General features: G+C 58.9%; 7 protein-coding genes and 1 pseudogene. 5 read left to right on the forward strand and 3 right to left on the reverse strand.

Annotated elements, in window-relative coordinates; genetic code table 11:
• Positions 1 to 849 precede the first annotated feature (849 nt).
• Positions 850 to 5,736, reverse strand: coding sequence for a Ulp1 family isopeptidase (locus LMTR3_RS39665; protein ID WP_065749121.1), 4,887 nt, complete (start codon positions 5,734 to 5,736; stop codon positions 850 to 852).
• Between the two features lie 690 nt (positions 5,737 to 6,426).
• Between LMTR3_RS39665 and LMTR3_RS32940 the strand changes: the two genes are divergently transcribed.
• Positions 6,427 to 7,506 (forward strand): hypothetical protein, encoded by a 1,080-nt coding sequence (locus tag LMTR3_RS32940; protein WP_176722048.1) that lies wholly within the window; start codon positions 6,427 to 6,429, stop codon positions 7,504 to 7,506.
• Between the two features lie 32 nt (positions 7,507 to 7,538).
• On the opposite strand, the gene LMTR3_RS32945 is transcribed toward LMTR3_RS32940, so the two are convergent.
• Both LMTR3_RS32945 and LMTR3_RS32950 read right to left on the reverse strand, forming a co-directional pair.
• Positions 7,539 to 9,503 carry a glycoside hydrolase family 127 protein gene (locus LMTR3_RS32945; protein WP_065749123.1) on the reverse strand — a complete coding sequence of 655 codons (1,965 nt, stop codon included), beginning with the start codon at positions 9,501 to 9,503 and terminating at the stop codon, positions 7,539 to 7,541.
• A gap of 277 nt (positions 9,504 to 9,780) precedes the next feature.
• A complete protein-coding gene (locus tag LMTR3_RS32950) occupies positions 9,781 to 11,877 on the reverse strand; it encodes a prolyl oligopeptidase family serine peptidase (protein WP_141686925.1) in 2,097 nt (698 codons plus the stop codon).
• A 493-nt stretch (positions 11,878 to 12,370) separates the two neighbouring features.
• Here LMTR3_RS32950 and LMTR3_RS40465 point away from each other — a divergent pair.
• From LMTR3_RS40465 to LMTR3_RS32970, 4 genes and pseudogenes are all read left to right on the forward strand, one after another.
• A pseudogene (locus LMTR3_RS40465) lies at positions 12,371 to 12,458 on the forward strand (IS5-like element ISRhru5 family transposase); the annotation flags it as partial.
• Between the two features lie 597 nt (positions 12,459 to 13,055).
• Positions 13,056 to 15,656 carry a PAS domain S-box protein gene (locus LMTR3_RS32960; RefSeq protein WP_065749125.1) on the forward strand — a complete coding sequence of 867 codons (2,601 nt, stop codon included), beginning with the start codon at positions 13,056 to 13,058 and terminating at the stop codon, positions 15,654 to 15,656.
• The gene (locus LMTR3_RS32965; RefSeq protein ID WP_065749126.1) at positions 15,653 to 16,327 is read left to right on the forward strand and encodes a response regulator transcription factor; all 675 of its coding nucleotides are present in this window, start codon (positions 15,653 to 15,655) and stop codon (positions 16,325 to 16,327) included. Before LMTR3_RS32960 ends, LMTR3_RS32965 begins: the two co-directional genes overlap by 4 nt.
• A 97-nt stretch (positions 16,328 to 16,424) precedes the next feature.
• Positions 16,425 to 16,814: a response regulator transcription factor gene (locus LMTR3_RS32970; RefSeq protein ID WP_065749337.1), complete on the forward strand. Its 390-nt coding sequence runs from the start codon at positions 16,425 to 16,427 to the stop codon at positions 16,812 to 16,814.
• Positions 16,815 to 17,759: the final 945 nt, after the last annotated feature.

Here is a 17,759-nt window from a genome sequence, read left to right on the forward strand (position 1 = left end):
ACGTTTTTGGGCGCACGTACCTCAGGCCTAGAGAAATGTCAATATTTCAGGCGCTGGACATCGGCGAACGATGCTAAGAAGATTCGCGGATTGAGATCCAGCGGCCGGCACCTTTTCTCGCCGGACAACTTGCCTTTCCGCCGCGTAGCCGCCTTGATGCGCAGACCCACTGACTCGTTGGTTTCAGTCCAAGGCCTCGTTCAGCCAGCTAGCGGGCGATGGAAGAGAAGAACGCGCTCTGGGCAGGTTTTTTGTAAGGTCGACTGATCAAGAAACATGTCATTGGGCCGTCCTGCCTCGGCAGCAGGCCAAGAGCATGTCGATCTGGACGGACCAGGCCTCTCGGGGCGTGGCGCCAGCCGTGGCCGACGAACTCTCCGACATCAGGCAGCTGCGGGACCTGGTGATGCCCTCGTGCTGGCCTGGCCGACGAGGGTGGAAAGTCAGGCGCCGGCACAGAATGAGCATCGTCTGCAACTCGAACCATGTGCAACGCGATGGCGCACGCGTCCAGAAATATCATGGTGCGCCGACGCTGCATTAGCGACTGGTAGCCAACCGTACCTCCGACGAGGTTCGGGTCCGACTGCCGGTAATCTGCATAGCTTAGATATGGTCGAGTTGCTGGCGCAGCAACACCTGGCCGACCTGAAGTCGACGGGCGATTGATTACTGCGGCCCCGCCATCGACATGTTCCTCACCAGCTTGCCAACGATTTGGGAAGAGGGCGCGTCTCGACCGACGGACCGGCCGATCCTCAGAGCAAAGAGAGGTCGTCGTCGCCCTGATCCGCTGGTTCAGGCCACTGCACAGTCTGGTGTGGGCGAGAGCCGTTCCAGCCAGCTCCATCAGCCCGGATGTGCCCTGAGTCGGTCCTGGAGTGCCTGCCGATCGGCGACAAGGTTGTCGAGGTGCAGCGGCTCGTGCTCTGACCCCTCTCCTTGCGCCAATCGTCCAACCAGCGCCCGCGTGCCGTCCACCACGAAGACGCCGCAATCATAACCGTTCCGCTGCTGGGCCATGCGGGCTGGCTCCAGGCGAGCGCCCAGCCTTTGTGCGAGCTCTGCTGCAATGGCACGGTTGGTGATCCCGTAGGAGTCGTAGTGATAGGCGACCGGCCTTGCCTGCTCGCGGCGATCAACGAGCAGCAGCGACCAATGGGTGCCGCGGCGATTAGGATCTGTAGCACTGGCATCGTTCACCGGCAGGAAAAGGAAGTCGGCGGTGTCGCTACCATTCTGATTATGGACTATGCGCTGGAATGCGCCTAGTGCGATGCTCTCGGTGCCCAAGCGCAGATGATAATGGGCTACGAGGGGATCCACGAACCGCGTGCGCGCGGCCAGATTCGGATTGTCCCTCCGCAGCTCCTGCTCGAGGAGCGCATAGTCCGCCGCGATATGCTCATCGCCCAGCCAGTCCCTGGCGCCGAGCTCTAGTCCGCTGCGGTCGTGGAGCGAGGCTGTCGGACCCAAATCCCCGATCTGAGCATCAGACAGTGTGCGCGAAAACACCGACGGATAATTGCCGTCATCACGCAGCTCCTGCGGAGTGGACGTCAAATCAACCAGTGACTCAAGACCGCTGTAGATGTCTGACCGAGCCCTCGCCGGTGCCGCTGGCGCAGCTTCACTACCAACTCGAGGGTGATGGATGAGCTGAACGTCATTGGGCCCTCCTGGCCCCAAGATGGCCGTGTAGCGCTCACCACGAATGTCGTAGCTCATTACCCGCTGCGCTGCGCTCGGCAAGAAGCCGAACTGGCGCAACCTCGAGAGCATCCTATCCGGGACCGGTTGGGTGCGGTGGGAAAAGTCCTCGGGAGCGGCGAATGAAACATCAAAAGTCTCGTCGACCGCGGGGGACGCTGCCGCAGCCCTGGCGCACGCCGGCCCGGTTGGCTCCATCGTCCGGCCGAACAGCTCTGGCGAGGCGGGATTCTCCGGCCGCGAGCTGGGCTGCGGAGCGCCTTCCGGTCGATATCTGAGACGAATGGCAACACCTCGCGGATTGAGTGGGGTGCTCTGCCTCGTCACCCCTGCTGGCATCAAGCCCGCCGTGTAGTGCTCACCGTTGACGAAGAAGCTGGTCAGTGGGGTCTCCTGCGTCGGCAGGAGGTTGCTCCAGTCCAGCGCAGCGATCAACTCGTCCGGGGCGCGCTGGTGGCCGTGGCGCCAGTTGAGGTGACGAACGGCCTCTCCGAAATCCGGAGCCTGGGAATGGCGCGCGGTTGGCCCGAGAGACGACGGTGGGCCGGCTTCGTCTATCACGCCCCACAGCGGATCCTGATCGTAACCTTCCGCAGGAAGGACCACTGGCGAACCGACAGCTGGCCCGAGAGGCGACGGTGGGCCGGCTTCTTCCATCACCCCCCAAGGCGGATCCTGATCGTAACCCTCCGCGGGAAGGACCACTGGCGACCCGACAGCCCCGTGCTCAAGGTATTGTAATCCAAGCGGATTGTTTGCTCCGACGGCTTGTTGGTACTTACGAAGCAGCTCCAAACCTTTGCCGACTTGGGTCTCATTGGTAGCACGCTTGAAGTCGTTAAGATCTGTCTTCAACGCATCAGGGTTGTTGAGTCGGCCAATGATGGGCTCCCTGCCGTTGTGTTGGAGCCACTGACTGAACCCGCGAACGGAGCTAGCCCTCCTCCAGACCGCTTCTCGTTCCGTTTGCGAAGTGGCTGCCGCGAGTGCCCACTTATTGGCCGCCTCGATAAGCACCGCATCCTCAGGAGTAGCAATGCGGCTATACCGGCGCTCGAATTTCAGCGGCGAGCCTCGGAGATGACTCAGTGCTTCACTGGCGTATTCGGACCCACCGGAGGCCTCATAGTGCTCGGCATCTTCATCTAGCGACTTGTCGTAAAGCCGAGCAGCAATGCCCGGCTTGTTGTTTTCACGCAGGTAGTGGCCGAAAGCACGAAGAGCAGTTGCATACGTCCTTTTCCCAGACGCTGCTGCGAAGTCTTTGATGAGGGCTGCGTCGCCGGGATAAGGATTAAGGACAGCGCGGCTCACAATCGGCGCCGCTCCGCCCGCCGACTGAGAGGCCTTGAGATGAGCCAGTGCCGTCCGGGCGTGTGGGGCACCACCTCTTTCCAAAAACTCCTCGACATCATTGTCCAGCGATTTGTCGTAAAGCCGAGCAGCAATGCCCGGCTTGTTCTTTTCAAAGAGCCAACGATCCAAGCTGAGAAGTTGACCTACACGACTTTTGGCGGTGAGCTCCTTGGCCCCACCCTTGATGAGTGCCTTCTCAAGCCCCAAAATGAGGGGCGCATCCTCGGAATAAACAGGGCGCTTGCTGCGCCCCACCAAAACCCCAGTTGACTGACCCGGCTGCAGCGCCGAGGCGTCCAACATCGCCCCACCGCCTCCGTCATGCGGCGCTGGGATGTATTCGTGCCCACTCCCCTGCATCATGGGCTGCGACTCCCATGGCGAAGCACCCAATTGATGAATGGAGGCCTGCATCAGCACGCGATCGCCTGAATTGCCGATCTCGCTCAGCTGCCGCCCAATGGCATCTCCTTGCGGATTGCTCAGCGTCCTCCGCCTCTTCGCTGGCCTCAACTGCCCCGTGTAATCCTCATCGATGGGGACCTCGTCTCGTGGCAGGAGGTTGCTCCCGGTCAGCTCGTCCGGAGCCGGCTGATGGTCCCGGGGCCAGTTCAAGGGGTGAACGGCCTCTCCAGGATCCGGTGCCTGGTTATGGCGCGCGGTTGGCTCGAACGGCAACGATGGGTCGGCTTCGTACATCATCCCCGAAACCACATCCTGATCGTGACGTTCCGCAGGGAGGAGGACCTCTGGCCAGTTGACAGCTCCATCCGACGCGCTGTGCTGCGCGGCGGCGTCCCCGACGCGCCTTGCGACCGCGTCTTCGGGATGAGGAACGCGGGCACTGTGCTGCCCGAGTTCCAACGCTCCGGCGCGCGGCAGCGACTTGCGGACATGAGCCAGTGCGGCACTGATGTCGAGTCCACCAGAGTCCTTATAGTCCTTACCATCTTTATCCAGCGACTTGTCGTGAAGGCGAGCAGCAATCCGCGGCTTGTTCTTTTTGCGAAGGTGGTCGCTGAACCTTCTAAGACGTTTTGCATAATTGCTGACGGTATCTTGAATGATCCCTTCCGCAGGCGCTGCTTTGTACGCTTCGATGAGGGCCGTATCTTCGGGATAAGGATTCAGGACAGCGCGTTCTACAATCGGCGGGGCTACGCCCGCCGACAGGGAGGCCTTGAGATGAGCTAATGCCGTAGCGACGTACGAGGAACCACCGTTTCTCTCGAACTCCTCGACATCCTCGGTCAGCGTCTCGTCGTCAAGTCGAGCAGCAATGCCCGGCTTGTTGTTTTCAAAGAGCCAACGCCCCAAGTCAAGAAGATGTTCTCCATTGGACCCGCTGATCGTCTCCTCAAGCCCCAAGATAAGGGACGCGTCTTCGGAATAAAGAGGGCGCGCGCTGTCACCCACGTAAACCCCGATTGACTGACCCGGCTGCAGCGCCGAGGCGTCCAGCATTGCCCCACCGCCTCCGCCATGCGGCGCTGAGATGTATTCGTGCCCGCTCCCCTGCATCACGGGCTGCGCCTCCCATGGCGATGCACCCACGCGATGGATAGGGGCCTGCATCAGCACGCGATCGCCTGAATTGCCGATCTCGCTCAGCTGCCACCCAAAGGCCACCGCATCGGCGGACGGGGGCGCCGGTGAGCTCTCTTGTCCGCCCGCGCTGCCCGATTGTTGACGCCCCCAGTTCGTTGAGGCCAAATCGAATCGGTCGGCTGGCAGCGGGCCGCCCAGATCCACGGCATCCAAATGCTCCTCCTGGTCGACACTTTGCACGGGCCAGAGGGGTGCTGCACCCATTCCCTGCCAAAGCTCTGGCGCGTCGAATCGGTCGGCCGGCACCGCACCGCCCAGATCCGCGGCACTACCCAATAGCTGCTCCTGGCCGAAACTTCGCACGGGCGAATGGGCGGCCGGCTCCAGTGGCAACCGCGAACTGCCTCCCTCTCCGCGCGAAGTGCCCTGCCCCGTGCTCTCGCGGTATTCACGAAGTCTATTCAACGCGTAGATGAGTTTGTTGTCATTCGGAAACAACCTCTTAGCGTGGCCGACCAGCGAATCGTGACCGAGCATAGCAATTGAGAAAGGCCGGAGTGCTGCAGATAACTTGCGAAGATTGCTAGAATAGTTTTCGGCGGTTTTCCGGTCGATCCCTCGACCAAAGCCTGCTTCGGCTGCCGCCCTGATGAGGCGGTCGTCTTCTTTGGAAGCACGATAATGTGTTGTAATGGGGCGAGCGGGGGCACCGGGATCACGATACCGACTAAGCATTGACAACGCGGGGACGATTACCTTGTCGTTCGGAAACAGCCGTTTAGCGTGATCGAGCAACGACTCGTCATCGAGCGTAGCAATACTTTCGCCAGAACGACGCTTGAGCGCATCAGCCAATTTGCGAAGACGACGATCATAAATGCCGACAGTGACGGTGCTCGGCGGTACCCCCCGATCACGGGCTGCAGCGGCGGCGGCTTGGATGAGGCGATCGTCTTCCTCCGAGATATCAAAAGGCTCTCTGCCGAGATTTGCGGCATCGACCTGTGGCATCTCGCCCAAGTGCTGCTCAAATTCCGCTTGCTGCCGTTGCTGCTGTTGGACCGTGGAGTCGTAGGCAGCAAAATCTCTGTCGAACGGGTTGATATTGTTAAATGGGGCCATGTTCCCGTCGGATTGGAGCCGTTTCGCATATCTGAGCAGCTCGTTCGCTCTCTACCTCCCACGCTACTACCGTTAGCTTTCGAGAAGCTGACGCGGTTTAGAGAAAATAGAATATGAGCCAATGGCCAAAGTGTTCTTTCTGCGGGTGCAGCAGGATCGGTGTCTGCCGAAGAAAGGCTGCTATGAGCATGAGAGAGTTTTGAGTCGGGAAAGTGAAGCAATTCCAACCTCCGTTTGCCGCTCCACTAGGAGCCCAGTACGGGGCAGCGGATCGCACTATGGCCGTACAGGCATCATGCTGAACTCGAAATCAAATCATGAGCCTTGCCCGGCCGATGCTTGCGCTGCGGCTGAGCTCGATAGATCTTGCGGGTGCCTCGGCCGCAGGCGCCGCAGCGAGCCACGACGCCGAGCGCGACTAGAGAGGAGAGAGCCCTCTAGCCCGCACGGCTCTGACATCCTGTGGTGGTGCTGTTGCAGGCTCCGAATCGTCCGCTTCGTGGCGGAGGGTGGATCCGCGCCGCCGATGCAGGTTCGTGGGGCGCTCTCCTCCGCAGTGATGGCAGCTGAGCGGGAAGCGATCGAAAAATTTGGGCGTCAGTGGCATTCCTTTCTCTGACTCGTCAGCTTCTCGAAAGCCGCCCCCCTTACAGAAATAGGACCTGATGTAGCATGCTCGCGGGGAAAATAATGAATATCGATACACCGAACACCGCAGAAGACTTTGTTCAAGCTTACGGTCCCCTGCAGCAGCATCAACGGGCGCCGGAACAGCCGGACGACCTGAGCGGACAAACCAGGTCACCAGCACACCCGTCCGCGCACCAAGCGAACTTTGAGCAGCAGCTAAGTGATCTTCGGCCAATCCACCAAACGTCTGATTCAGCTACCGCTTTGACAGCTTCCGAAGTTGGAGCGCCCTCGATCATGACGAAAAGCGATCTGGGAACGTGCGCTATCCAGGAAAGCGAACGGTGCCCGGCCCCATCGTTCATCCGAGGGCGCGCCGAACTTGCCGCATCACTGGCCGGAGCGAACGTTGAGGCGCTCAGGAACGAGATCAGGCTGGCTGAGCAGCGAACAGCACAGTGGCCAAGAACAACCGGATTTTCCGCGGGCAGTATCGATGGCGACCGCATTCTCAAGGACGTGTTGTCATCATCGTATCTGCCGCTACACCGTTTTCAGAACGAGGACATCGATTGCGAGCCGCTCATAGAGAAGGAGGTGAGTGCCATCGCGCATGTGCGTTTCTTAGCGGATTTGCGTGCTCACGCTAGCCCGCATGTTTCTAAGGCCGCTATCTGCTCGGACGACGAAAGAGAGGACGAAATTGATAAGGCGCGCCTCGCTGCATTGCACACCCAAGGCGTTACAGAGAGTGCTTTTGTGTCATTGTGCGAGGACCCCTCACGACTGCTCCTTTCAAAGGACGAGACCGAGCATGGCGCGAAGGCAATTGCAGAGAACGCTAAGAAATTACACACCTACACGGTACCGAGTGTCACCGCTTGGCCGACCAAAAAAATCAACGGTATTTTAGAGCGCGGGCATGCTCCTGGAGATGAGGAATTGCGAGTTTGGGTGAGGGGAATACCGACCGAGGAGACCGAGGTCTTGTTTCTGGGCGGCAATCTAGCTGACTATCGGACAGCCAGCGTAGATAATCCGAACACGGCTGACGCACTGCAAGATGGTCCGCCCGTCAAGAAAGCAAGGGTCAGCTCCGATACGCCCGAGATGATACGGCATCATCACGGCCAAACTTGATCGCACCTTGACGCGCCACTCAGACATTCGCGTCAACGCTCATTAATCCAAATCCGCATTTCGCCTTCGCCGCGGTTAGCCCAGCTGAACCACGGAATGAATGTCAACGGCTGCGGTTGTAGGTGTCCGGGCACTTTGTCGTACTGATAAAGCGCCCTTTCTTCAGAATGCGTGTGTTGCAACCGGGCCCCATCAGCCTGCAGCAAAATCTTGTCGCTAAAGAGACCAGTGCCTTCGATAAGCGAAAACCGGCTTTCTGCAGGAAGCCAAACGTTGTGTAACTCGGTCCCGTTGTCGGCTTCTTCCAGACAATAAATCAAAGGGCCACGCTGGATAGCCACCTTGCCCGCCAAATTGCGAAGTTGCGGATGACCGTATACGCGGCGTACTTCCATCGGCAGCGATAGTTTGATCCGGTCTCCGTGCCGCCACGTGCGGTGAATGTGCAAATATCCCTTGCGCGACTCGCAATTGACAGGCTCGCCGTTCAGGGTCGTCTCCGGCGCGCTGCACCATTCCGGCAGGCGCAGGGCGAGCGTGTGGGCGATTGGCTGTGTAGATTCCACAGCGATTTCCACCTCGTCCCCCCAAGGATAGTTGCCGCTCACGAGCAACCGCAGCGTATGCCCGCCGACCGATACCGCCACGCTATTGCCAATATAGAGATTGATATAGAGTGCGTCTGAGCATGGCGTATAGATGTAATGACCAATTGATGTAAAAATGCGCGCGATGTTCGGCGGACAGCAGGCGCAGCCAAACCAGCGTTGCCGCACCGGCCTGACGTGACTGTAGATGCCATTGGACCGCAGCGTTTTGGGATGAACTTCGAGCGGGTTAACATAGAAATAGTGACGCCCATCGAAGGCGATACTGCCCAGGACCGTATTGTAGAACGCGCGCTCCATCACGTCGGCATAGCGACTGTCCACTTCCATCTCCAGCATACGGCGCGCGAACATCATCAGGCCAATCGACGCGCAACTTTCCGCGTACGCAGTATCGTTCGGCAGATCGTAATCGCTGCTGAACGCTTCGCCGAAGCTTTGCGAGCCGATACCGCCGGTGATATATATCTGGCGCTGCACCATGTTTTGCCATAGCCGCAGGCAAGCCTGGCGTTGCTGCTCGTTCTGACGCAGACGCGCCAGATGAGCGACCGCAGTCATGAGGTATACAAACCGAACCGCATGGCCGGTTGCGGTCCGCTGTTCCGAAATTGGCAGGTGCGCCTGGCTATAGGCTTTATTTTTCACCGTCCAGGGCATGGCAGATGATTTGACGTGGCAGGATTGCCGGCGTTTCTCGTGTTCTATGTCATAAAAGTGCGGCTCTGTGCCGCGTTGCTCCACGAAATAATTGGCTAGCGTCAGATATCGCTGCTCCTGCGTCACTTCGTAGAGGCGCGTCAATGCAAGTTCAATTTCTGGATGGCCATCATAGCCGTGTAACTGATCGCGCTCGGGACCGAAGACTGTGCCGAGGTGGTCAGCAAGCTTGCAAACGACCTCCAGCAGGCGTCGTTTGCCAGTAGCTAGCAAGAAAGCGATACCCGCTTCAATCAAGTGGCCGGCACAGTAAAGCTCATGGCATTCGGCTAGGTTGCTCCAGCGGTCCTGAGGCGCCGTTAGCATGAAATAGGTGTTGAGATAGCCGTCGTCGCATTGGGCGGCCGCAATCAATTCAATCAGCTCATCGGCGACTTTCTCCAGGTCCGGATTGGGTGTCTGGCACAGCGACCAAGCAACGGCCTCTAGCCATTTTGCGACATCACTGTCCTGAAAAACCGTGCCGTAGAACTCCCCCTTCGCACGTCCGGCGGCAATACGGAAGTTTTCTACCGCGTGGCTCGGTGTCGCTTCGGGATTGCGGTCGTTCAGCGCGTCCCATTGATAGGGAATCGTCACTTCCCTGACCAAGTGCTGGCATTTCCCAATCAACGGATCCGAGACCTGTAGGTCGTGAAGATTGACTTCGGCCACATCCCGCTGATTCATCTCGTTTCTCCTTCGTGTGGGGCGAACGGCGCCTAGCCAGGCAAGCCAGCTCGCCATGATCGTTGTTGAGGTTGCGGCCTCGAAATTGGCGGCTGCGCAATCATATTCTCCACGCGAACGTTGAAGCGCTAGAAATGGAAAGGCTGCCCCCTATGCCGCTGGAGGGCGTAAACCTCAGAAAGGGCTGGTCAGACCGAGCTTCTTTCCAATCTCCTACCGCTGAAATGTCATGAAATAATCACGCTGGAGTCTGTGGGATCACAAGAGCCGGGCCCGCCTAAGCCTCGCCGTCAAGCCAGCCGATCTTGCTCTTCAGGAATCGAAAGCCCAGCACCTCGAAGCCGGCGCGCTCCCTGTTGTCCCGGCCGTAACCATGGCCGCCCGCCGCCGGCTCGTAGAGATAGGCCTCGTAGCCCATCGCCTGGAGCTTCGCGGCCATCTTGCGCGCGTGTCCGGGATGAACACGATCGTCCCGCCGCGTAGTGGCGATCAGGATCGGCGGGTACTTAAGGCCGCGCTTGGCGGCATGATACGCGGAATAGGTCTTGAGCCACTCCCACTCGTCGAGCTTATCAGGGTCCCCATATTCAGCAATCCAGCTTGCTCCTGCCAGAAGCTTGGTGTAGCGGCGCATGTCGATCAACGGGATCGTGCAGAACAGCGCGCCGAAGCGTTCCGGATAGCGCGTCAGCATATTGGTGATGAGGATGCCGCCGTTCGATCCGCCCTGGGCTGCGATCCGCTTCGGCGCCGTCACGCCGCGACGCACGAGATCGGCGGCAACGGCAGCGAAGTCGTCGTGCGACAATTTCTTACCGCCGAGCCGGCCGGCATCGTGCCAGCGCGTACCGAACTCGCCGCCGCCGCGTAAATTCGCCTGCACCGTGGTGCCGCCGCGCTCGAGCCAAAGCCTGCCAAGCGCTGAATTGTAGTACGGCCTCACCGAGATCCCAAAGCCGCCGTAGCCGCTCATGTGGACGGGCGCATCGCCCGTCTCGTCGGCCGGACCGGTCTGTACATAGGGGATGCGCTCGCCATCAATCGAAATGGCCTCGTGTTGGGTGACCACCAGCCCATCCGTGGTAAAGGTCTTCGGCGCCTGCTTGAGCACGGTCGGGCTGGCGACGTTATTCTCGATCAGCATAAGCGAAGCTGGCGTGAGCGGATCCTGGCTCCCGACGAGCAGGTCGCCATTGCCTTCGGATGGATCGCAATCAAGGGGCCAGAGGTCGACGACCCCGATGTCGGGAAACCCGCGCAGCTGCGCGCGGCTCCACCCCTTGTCGGATGGCGTGCAGATCTCGAAGAACGGCCGCAGTTCGTTGAGAATGGAAAGCACAAGCTTGCCGGCACTCCAAAAGAACCCCTGCAGCGCGCGGCGCGGGCCTGGTTCGAAAAGAACCTCGAACTGACGGTTGCCTTCAAGGAACGCCGCCAACGAGGTGACGAGCACAGTATCCGCGGCATAGGTCCGTCCCGCAACAGACCAGGATTCGCGCGGCTTGATGGCAAGCCAATCGCGATGGGGGAACATCCAGATGTTGCTTGGCAGATTGAGTTTAGTCGTGGCGCCGGATTCGTCACCGAGCCAGATGGCAAAATTGAAGGTGTCTACCCCATCGACGAACCACATCCGCGGCGGCGCAACGGTGTGGTCGACATTGCAGCCTACTCCGACATGATCGGCTGCGATCTCAAAGATCGCTGTCGTTTGATCGGCCTGCGTACCGCGGCGCCACAGCCTCACCGTACGTGCATAGCCGGAGATCGTCGCCATGCCCTGCCCATGCGAGCTCGACAGCACCAGCGTATCGGGATCGAGCCATTCAACCGCGCCCTTGGCTTCCGGCAAGACGAAGCCATCGCTCACAAAGGCCTTCGCGTCCGTATCAAACTCACGCAAAGTGACGGCATCGCTGCCGCCGCGCGAGAGGCTCAAAATCGTCCGTCTATGATCCCCGGCCAGTGAGGCCGTCGCTTTCAGAAGCCAGTCCTCGCCTTCGCTGACAGCGAGCTGATCGATGTCGAGCAGAACTTCCCATGACGGCTTCGGCGTGCGAAATTCTTCCAGAGTGGTTCGTCGCCAGAGGCCGCGTGGATTATTGGCGTCCTTCCAGAGATTGTAGAGATAGCCGCCGCGCCGGCTGACATAGGGGATACTGTCCGGATGGTCGTAAATCGACGTCAGCGCGTCACGATCTCGCCCAGCTGCCGCTCCGCCCAACAGCTGGAGCGTTCTGCTATTTTGCCGCTCGACAAAGTTCAGCGCCCGCGCACCTTCGATCTCTTCCAACCACAGATAGGGATCATCGTCGGGAGCGGAAAGCGTGGGTTTTCCAGCCAGCGACTTTGGCGTCGCGCTTGCTTTGATCACGCTTCACTCCATCCCTGGCGTTGACGCGCACTCCCGACACGGCACCGCATCAAAGCTTTGATATATTGCATCCGTAGTCCCTTGATGTGCCCGCCGTGCTGGGTTCATCGATGCTGATTGCCATGTCTCCGTCAGTTCCATCAATTGCTGAAGTTGGTAGTTGATTTGGGCGCGCTCGGACGCATCTGGCATGACGGACATCCTCAACCCTTGGACCCCAAGCCGCCGGGGGCAACTCTTCGATGCGAGCGCGGCTTTGCTTGCCGAGTGGGACGATATTGCCGAGCGGCCTGGGCGACACCGTAGATGCTAACCGCTCCTGCAAAGCGCCACTCCGGACCGCCTTCAGACGCCAAATGCTGGTCAGCTCCGGGCCAAACAGGTCGGAGCGCAATCGATCAGATCTAACAATACAAAAGCAGCTCACTATGCGTGGTCGCGTTGTTGTGGCCATGTTCAATGAACTCTACTCGACTGCGGCACCGGCCTTCACTTGCCGGAACGATACGGGCCGTACACGACCGCCTACAATCGGTTCAACCGGTGGCGCAAGGCGGCTATCTGGGATCGGCCTGATGAATGCTGTCGTCAAGGCTCACGGCGTCCATCAGCACGCCTCCGGGGCCAAAAAAGAGTGGCGATCGTTGTGTGGGCCGAAGCTGATGAGGCCTCACCACCAAGACCCACGCGTGGGTCGACACGAAAGGCCGCGCGGTCCGCCTCCAGATCTCGCCCGGTGAGGTCCACGACACCTGGCCGACGCCCTGCTCGAGGCCTCGATTTAGGAGACTGGCCAACATAGGCATCTCGCAAAAGGCTTTCCCTGGATTGATACTCGGTTTCGAAGTGCCGGCCTAACTGTTGCGCTCTACTGGTTCTACGCGCACTGCCGAGTGGTTCTAAGAAGGTCTTGATGGCCGCCTCGACGGCATTTAGCGACGTTTTCTTTCACCGTCATCAAAGCCGGGGAGCACGGAAGTCGCTCTTCCGCGTAAGCCATTGAGATAGTGGCTGAATTGTGCCGAGGTACGATAATGCTAGCGCTAGCTGCCGAAATCAGCGCGAGGGCCGGGTTAAAACATTCGTATAGTTCTCCAGCTCCTTTCGATAGTTTAGGATAATGCGTAACCAGCTTACTAAGTTTCAAGTTCGGACGCTCAGCCACGCAGTTTTTCGCGCTGGCATTGATGACGCTAACTTCGTTGTACCTTCACACCCAGTTCGCCCCGACGGCGATCGGCTATTTGGAAATGATATTGGTGTTTTCTCTGATGGGCAGCCTCATCCCCTCTGCCATGCTTTTGATCTTGCCCTTCGCTGCTTTGGCCTACTTCTTTGCGCCGCCCACTTTCAATAATGATCCGCAGGATCTTCCTGTGGTCGTGGCCTTTCTTCTTGCCTCAATTGTTGGAACGCACCTGATCGGAAAAGTCCGCCGAGAGAGAGAGGTTGCGCTTGAGGCCGCAGCCGGGCTCCGGCGCAGCGAGGCTGAGTTGCGCGACGTCGAGAAACAGTGGCGCGAAATCTTCGAGCATAACCCGGTCATGCACTTCATGGTCAATGCCACCGGAATGGTCCTGAACGTCAACACGTTTGGCGCAACACAGCTCGGCTATGCGCCCTCGGAGCTTGTCGGGCATTCCGTGCTGAAGGTATTTCTGGAAGAAGATCATCCGTTTGTTCGCGAGCGCCTCGGGCTGTGCATTGAAACGGTCGGCCAATCGCACACTTGGGAGATCCAGAAGATCAGGAAGGATGGCTCAGTGCTGTGGGTGCGCGAAAACGCCAAAGCCATGCAGTGGGCAGAAGACAAGCTCGTCGTCCTTATCGCCTGCGAAGATATCACCGAGCGAAAGCGGACGGAAACTGCCCTGCGGCGGAGCGAAGCCCACCTAGCCCAGGCACAGGAACTGAGCCGCACCGGCAGCTTCGGCTGGAACGTCGCCACCGGCGAGGTCCACTGGTCAAAGGAGACCTTTCGGATTTTCCAATACGAACCGTCGACGAAACCGACCCCGCAACTCGTCGTTGATCGAACCCATCCAGAGGATCGGGCTGCCGTGCGAGAGACCATCGATCGAGCGTTCCAAAACGAAGAGGATTTCGAGCACGAATACCGACTGCTGATGCCGGACGGCTCGGTGAAGCACCTCCACGCGCAGGCACGAGCCATTAGAACCGCCTCTGGTGATATCGAGTTTGTCGGCGCAGTGACGGACATTACGGCCGCAAAGCAGGCCGAACAGCAGTTGCGTCGTAGCGAGGCCTATCTGGCCGAAGCCCAGCATCTCAGCCACACGGGCAGTTGGTCGTGGGACGTCCACCGTCTCGAATTTGTGTATCGCTCCGCCGAAGTTGATCGTCTGTTTGGCTTCGATCCGCAAGAGGCTGTATCGATAGAGACCATCCGCTCGCGTATCCATCCAGACGACTTGCCGGGGGTTCAAGAAGTGCCGCGCCGGGCTATCGAAGACAAGGGAGGGCATTTCGAACATGATTTCCGAATTCTTCTTCCAGATGGCGCGATAAGGCGCATACATTCCGTTGCGCACGCCGTGGTCGGCAGCGATGGCAACGTCAGCGAGCTCATCGGAACGCATATGGATGTCACCGAGCAACATGCGGCCAGGGAACGACTGGAAAGGGCTCTTGCTGCGTTGCACGAAAGCGAGCAGCGGTTTCGCGACTACGCCGAAACGGCCTCCGACTGGCTCTGGGAGACCGGACCGGACCACCGGATCACCCGCTTTTCGGAGCACACCAGCGCAGCAGGCATTCTGGCCACAAGGGTCGTCGGCCTGCTTCGCTGGGAAATTGCGGGCGATGTCGAGGCAGAACCCGAGAAGTGGCGACAGCATCGGGCGACGCTCGATGCACGTCTTCCATTTCGCGATTTCATCTATCGCACCATCACCCGGATGGGATCTCCAATTTACGTCCGGAGCAGCGGCAAGCCATTCTTTGATGCTGACGGCAATTTCCTCGGCTATCGCGGCGTCAGCACCGACATCACCGCAAGCATCCGCGCAGATCAGGCCGAACGAGAACTGCGGAAGGCACAGGCAGAGCTCGCGCACATGACGCGCGTGACGACGCTGGGCGAGCTGACAACCTCCATCGCCCACGAGATAAACCAGCCGCTCGCCGCCATTGTCACCAATGGCGAGGCTTGTCTGGGTTGGCTTGGTCGCGAAACTCCTGATCTTTCCGCGGCGCGCTGCTCAGTGGAGTGGATCATCGAGGACGGGATCCGGGCGAGCGAGGTGATCCGCCGCATCCGCGCGCTTGCGAAGAAAGGCGAGATCGAGATGGTGCCGCTCGATATCAACGACATCGTCAAGGAGGTAATCGCGCTTCTGACACGCGAGCTGGTCAGCCATCGGGTGTCGTTGCGCACTGAGTTGGAGCCGACCCTCCCCATGATCCTGGGTGACCGGGTTCAACTGCAACAGGTGATCACAAATCTGGTGATTAACGGGATTGAGGCCATGCAAACTGTCAAGGACCGGCCGCGCGAACTGGTAATTCGGTCATCCCAAGACGATATGGGACGCGTGCAACTCGCCGTGACTGATTGCGGTGTCGGGATCACCGAGGACGACGCGGATCGCGTGTTCACTCCCTTTTTTACGACTAAATCAAGCGGCCTTGGAATGGGCCTTTCGATCTGCCGTTCGATCGTGGAGGCTCACGGAGGGAGCCTGTCGATCGCCCGCAAGCAAGAGCCGGGCGCGACGTTTCAATTCGTCCTGCCGTTGCACAAAGAGGTCGTGTCATGACCGGGCGCTCCGACTCGCCGAACCAAGTCGTGAAGGCCGAGAAGCCCAGCGGAAGGGCGATCGTGTTTGTGATCGACGACGACGTCTCAATACGTCGCTCACTCGCGAATCTTTTTCAATCGGTGAACTTGGACGTTGCTACGTTCGGATCGGCCCAGGAAATGCTGCAGGGCAACCTTCCGGAGGTTGCCAGCTGCCTCGTCCTTGACGTCAGGCTACCGGGATTGAGCGGCCTCGAGCTGCAGACCGAGCTAGCCAAGTTGAACCTTCACATTCCGATTATTTTCATCACTGGCCATGGCGACGTTCCAATGAGCGTCAAGGCCATGAAGGGTGGAGCCGTCGATTTTCTTACCAAACCGTATCGCGATCAGGAGCTGCTTGATGCCGTCGTCGCCGCGACCGAACGGGATCGCAAGAGGCGGGAGGTTGAGACGACGGTTGCGAACCTGCAATCCTTGTTCGAGACCTTAAGCCCTCGCGAACAGGCAGTGATGAAACTGGTCGCTGCTGGCCTTATGAACAAACAAGTAGCCGCAGAGCTCGAGCTCGCCGAAATTACCGTCAAGATCTATCGCGGACGGGTGATGAAGAAAATGGGCGCACGGTCGCTGGCCGATTTAATCAGAATGGCTGAGACCCTCGGAATTTGTGCCAACCACGCCGAATAAGCCTAAGTATGACTTTACAATTTCATCCCGCAAGCCCACCCTTGGCCCAGGCGACTATGCTTCGGCAAGCGCCTTTCCCGCGTTAGAGGGGATCGTCTTGTCCACGCCTCCGCTCATTTCCATCGTCGATGACGACGGGTCGGTACGTGCTGCGATAAATAATCTTTTGAAGTCCCGCGGCTATATCGTTCATACATTTGTGTCGGCCGAGGAGTTCTTGCGCTCGCCCCACCTGAACGGAACATCGTGTGTGATTGCGGATGTGCAGATGTCGATTATGAGCGGCTTGGACCTGCTGACACATATGCGGGCCCAGGGCTACGGTGCACCGTTCATTTTCATTACTGCCTTTCCCGATGATCGCGTTCGCGCCCGTGCGTTGAGCGCCGGAGCGATTTGCTTCCTGGCCAAGCCCTTTGCCGGACAGCACTTGATCAAGTGCCTTGATACCGCATTGGATAAGCATCGCGGCGAAGCCAGCGCATGAGACGATGAGCGTGCAGTCTGTTCAAGTTTGGGTCTGATTGTGAGCGCGGCCCGCGGAACCGCTCGCTTCGCCATACCACAAGGTTGATGAGGACCTCGGCCTCATGGCGCAACTCGTCAGCAAGCCTTGGCCATCGAGCTCTTTTATTGACATTCTTCGTTCGCTATTCGTCACGTCGCTTGCGGCCGGCCTGCATCACCTGCTCTCCTGAGTGCTTTGAGGTCTCCGATGAAGCCGTCCGGCCAGTCCTCCGTTGCACGATTCTAGCTAACCGAAATTGCTTAACTGGGCTTCAGCTTTCTAATTTGGCCAAAAACCAGCACGTTGAAGAAGAGATTGATGTTTTTCTTGCCGAAAAGCACAGCCGGCGCGATTAGGCTGGCCGCCTCCTCAACCCTCTTGGTAAGGGCTGCCGGAGACTGCCGATGCGAGAGTGCTGGTTGGCCTCTGCAAGAGCTCCTTCAAGATCCGATTCTATCGTCATGGTAGGACCCGTCGAGTCGACAGTGCACACGTTCGGATTTTGACATCCGGTACGTAAGATATTCCTGCAAGAAATCGACGAGTCCGTTGGAATAGGAATGCCCGCCAACGGTGATGATCCGCAATCTTTCGATCACCACCCCGTGGTCATGCGTGCGAACTTCCTCACGATGATAAATGCGGGCGTCGGCCAGTGCGGCAGCTCTGATAGCTCCGCAAGATCACGGGTTCGACAGCCTCAACAAGCCTCTCGATGTACTACTCGATGTCGGCGATGGGCCCTTTTCGAGCACGCGTAATCAAACGGAATCATCACAGCACACATCGCGGAAAGTACCAGGCTTTTTAGCATAGCTGGCTTGATGCGTTTGAGCGTCGGGACAGTTACGATGCAGCTATCGAGTTCAATGGCGGCCAGCGCCGATAGAAGGATTTCAATGGTTCTATTGCCGCTGAGTGAAG

Origin of the sequence: Bradyrhizobium sp. LMTR 3 (assembly GCF_001693485.1) — a bacterium.
In the GTDB taxonomy this organism is placed as follows: Bacteria; Pseudomonadota; Alphaproteobacteria; order Rhizobiales; family Xanthobacteraceae; genus Bradyrhizobium.

Excerpts from the sequence above, each read along its gene's own strand:
- LMTR3_RS39665 (WP_065749121.1), bottom strand. The coding sequence starts at position 5,736 with ATGGCCCCATTTAACAATATCAACCCGTTCGACAGAGATTTTGCTGCC.
- LMTR3_RS32940 (WP_176722048.1), top strand. The coding sequence starts at position 6,427 with ATGAATATCGATACACCGAACACCGCAGAAGACTTTGTTCAAGCTTAC.
- LMTR3_RS32945 (WP_065749123.1), bottom strand. The coding sequence starts at position 9,503 with ATGAATCAGCGGGATGTGGCCGAAGTCAATCTTCACGACCTACAGGTC.
- LMTR3_RS32965 (WP_065749126.1), top strand. The coding sequence starts at position 15,653 with ATGACCGGGCGCTCCGACTCGCCGAACCAAGTCGTGAAGGCCGAGAAG.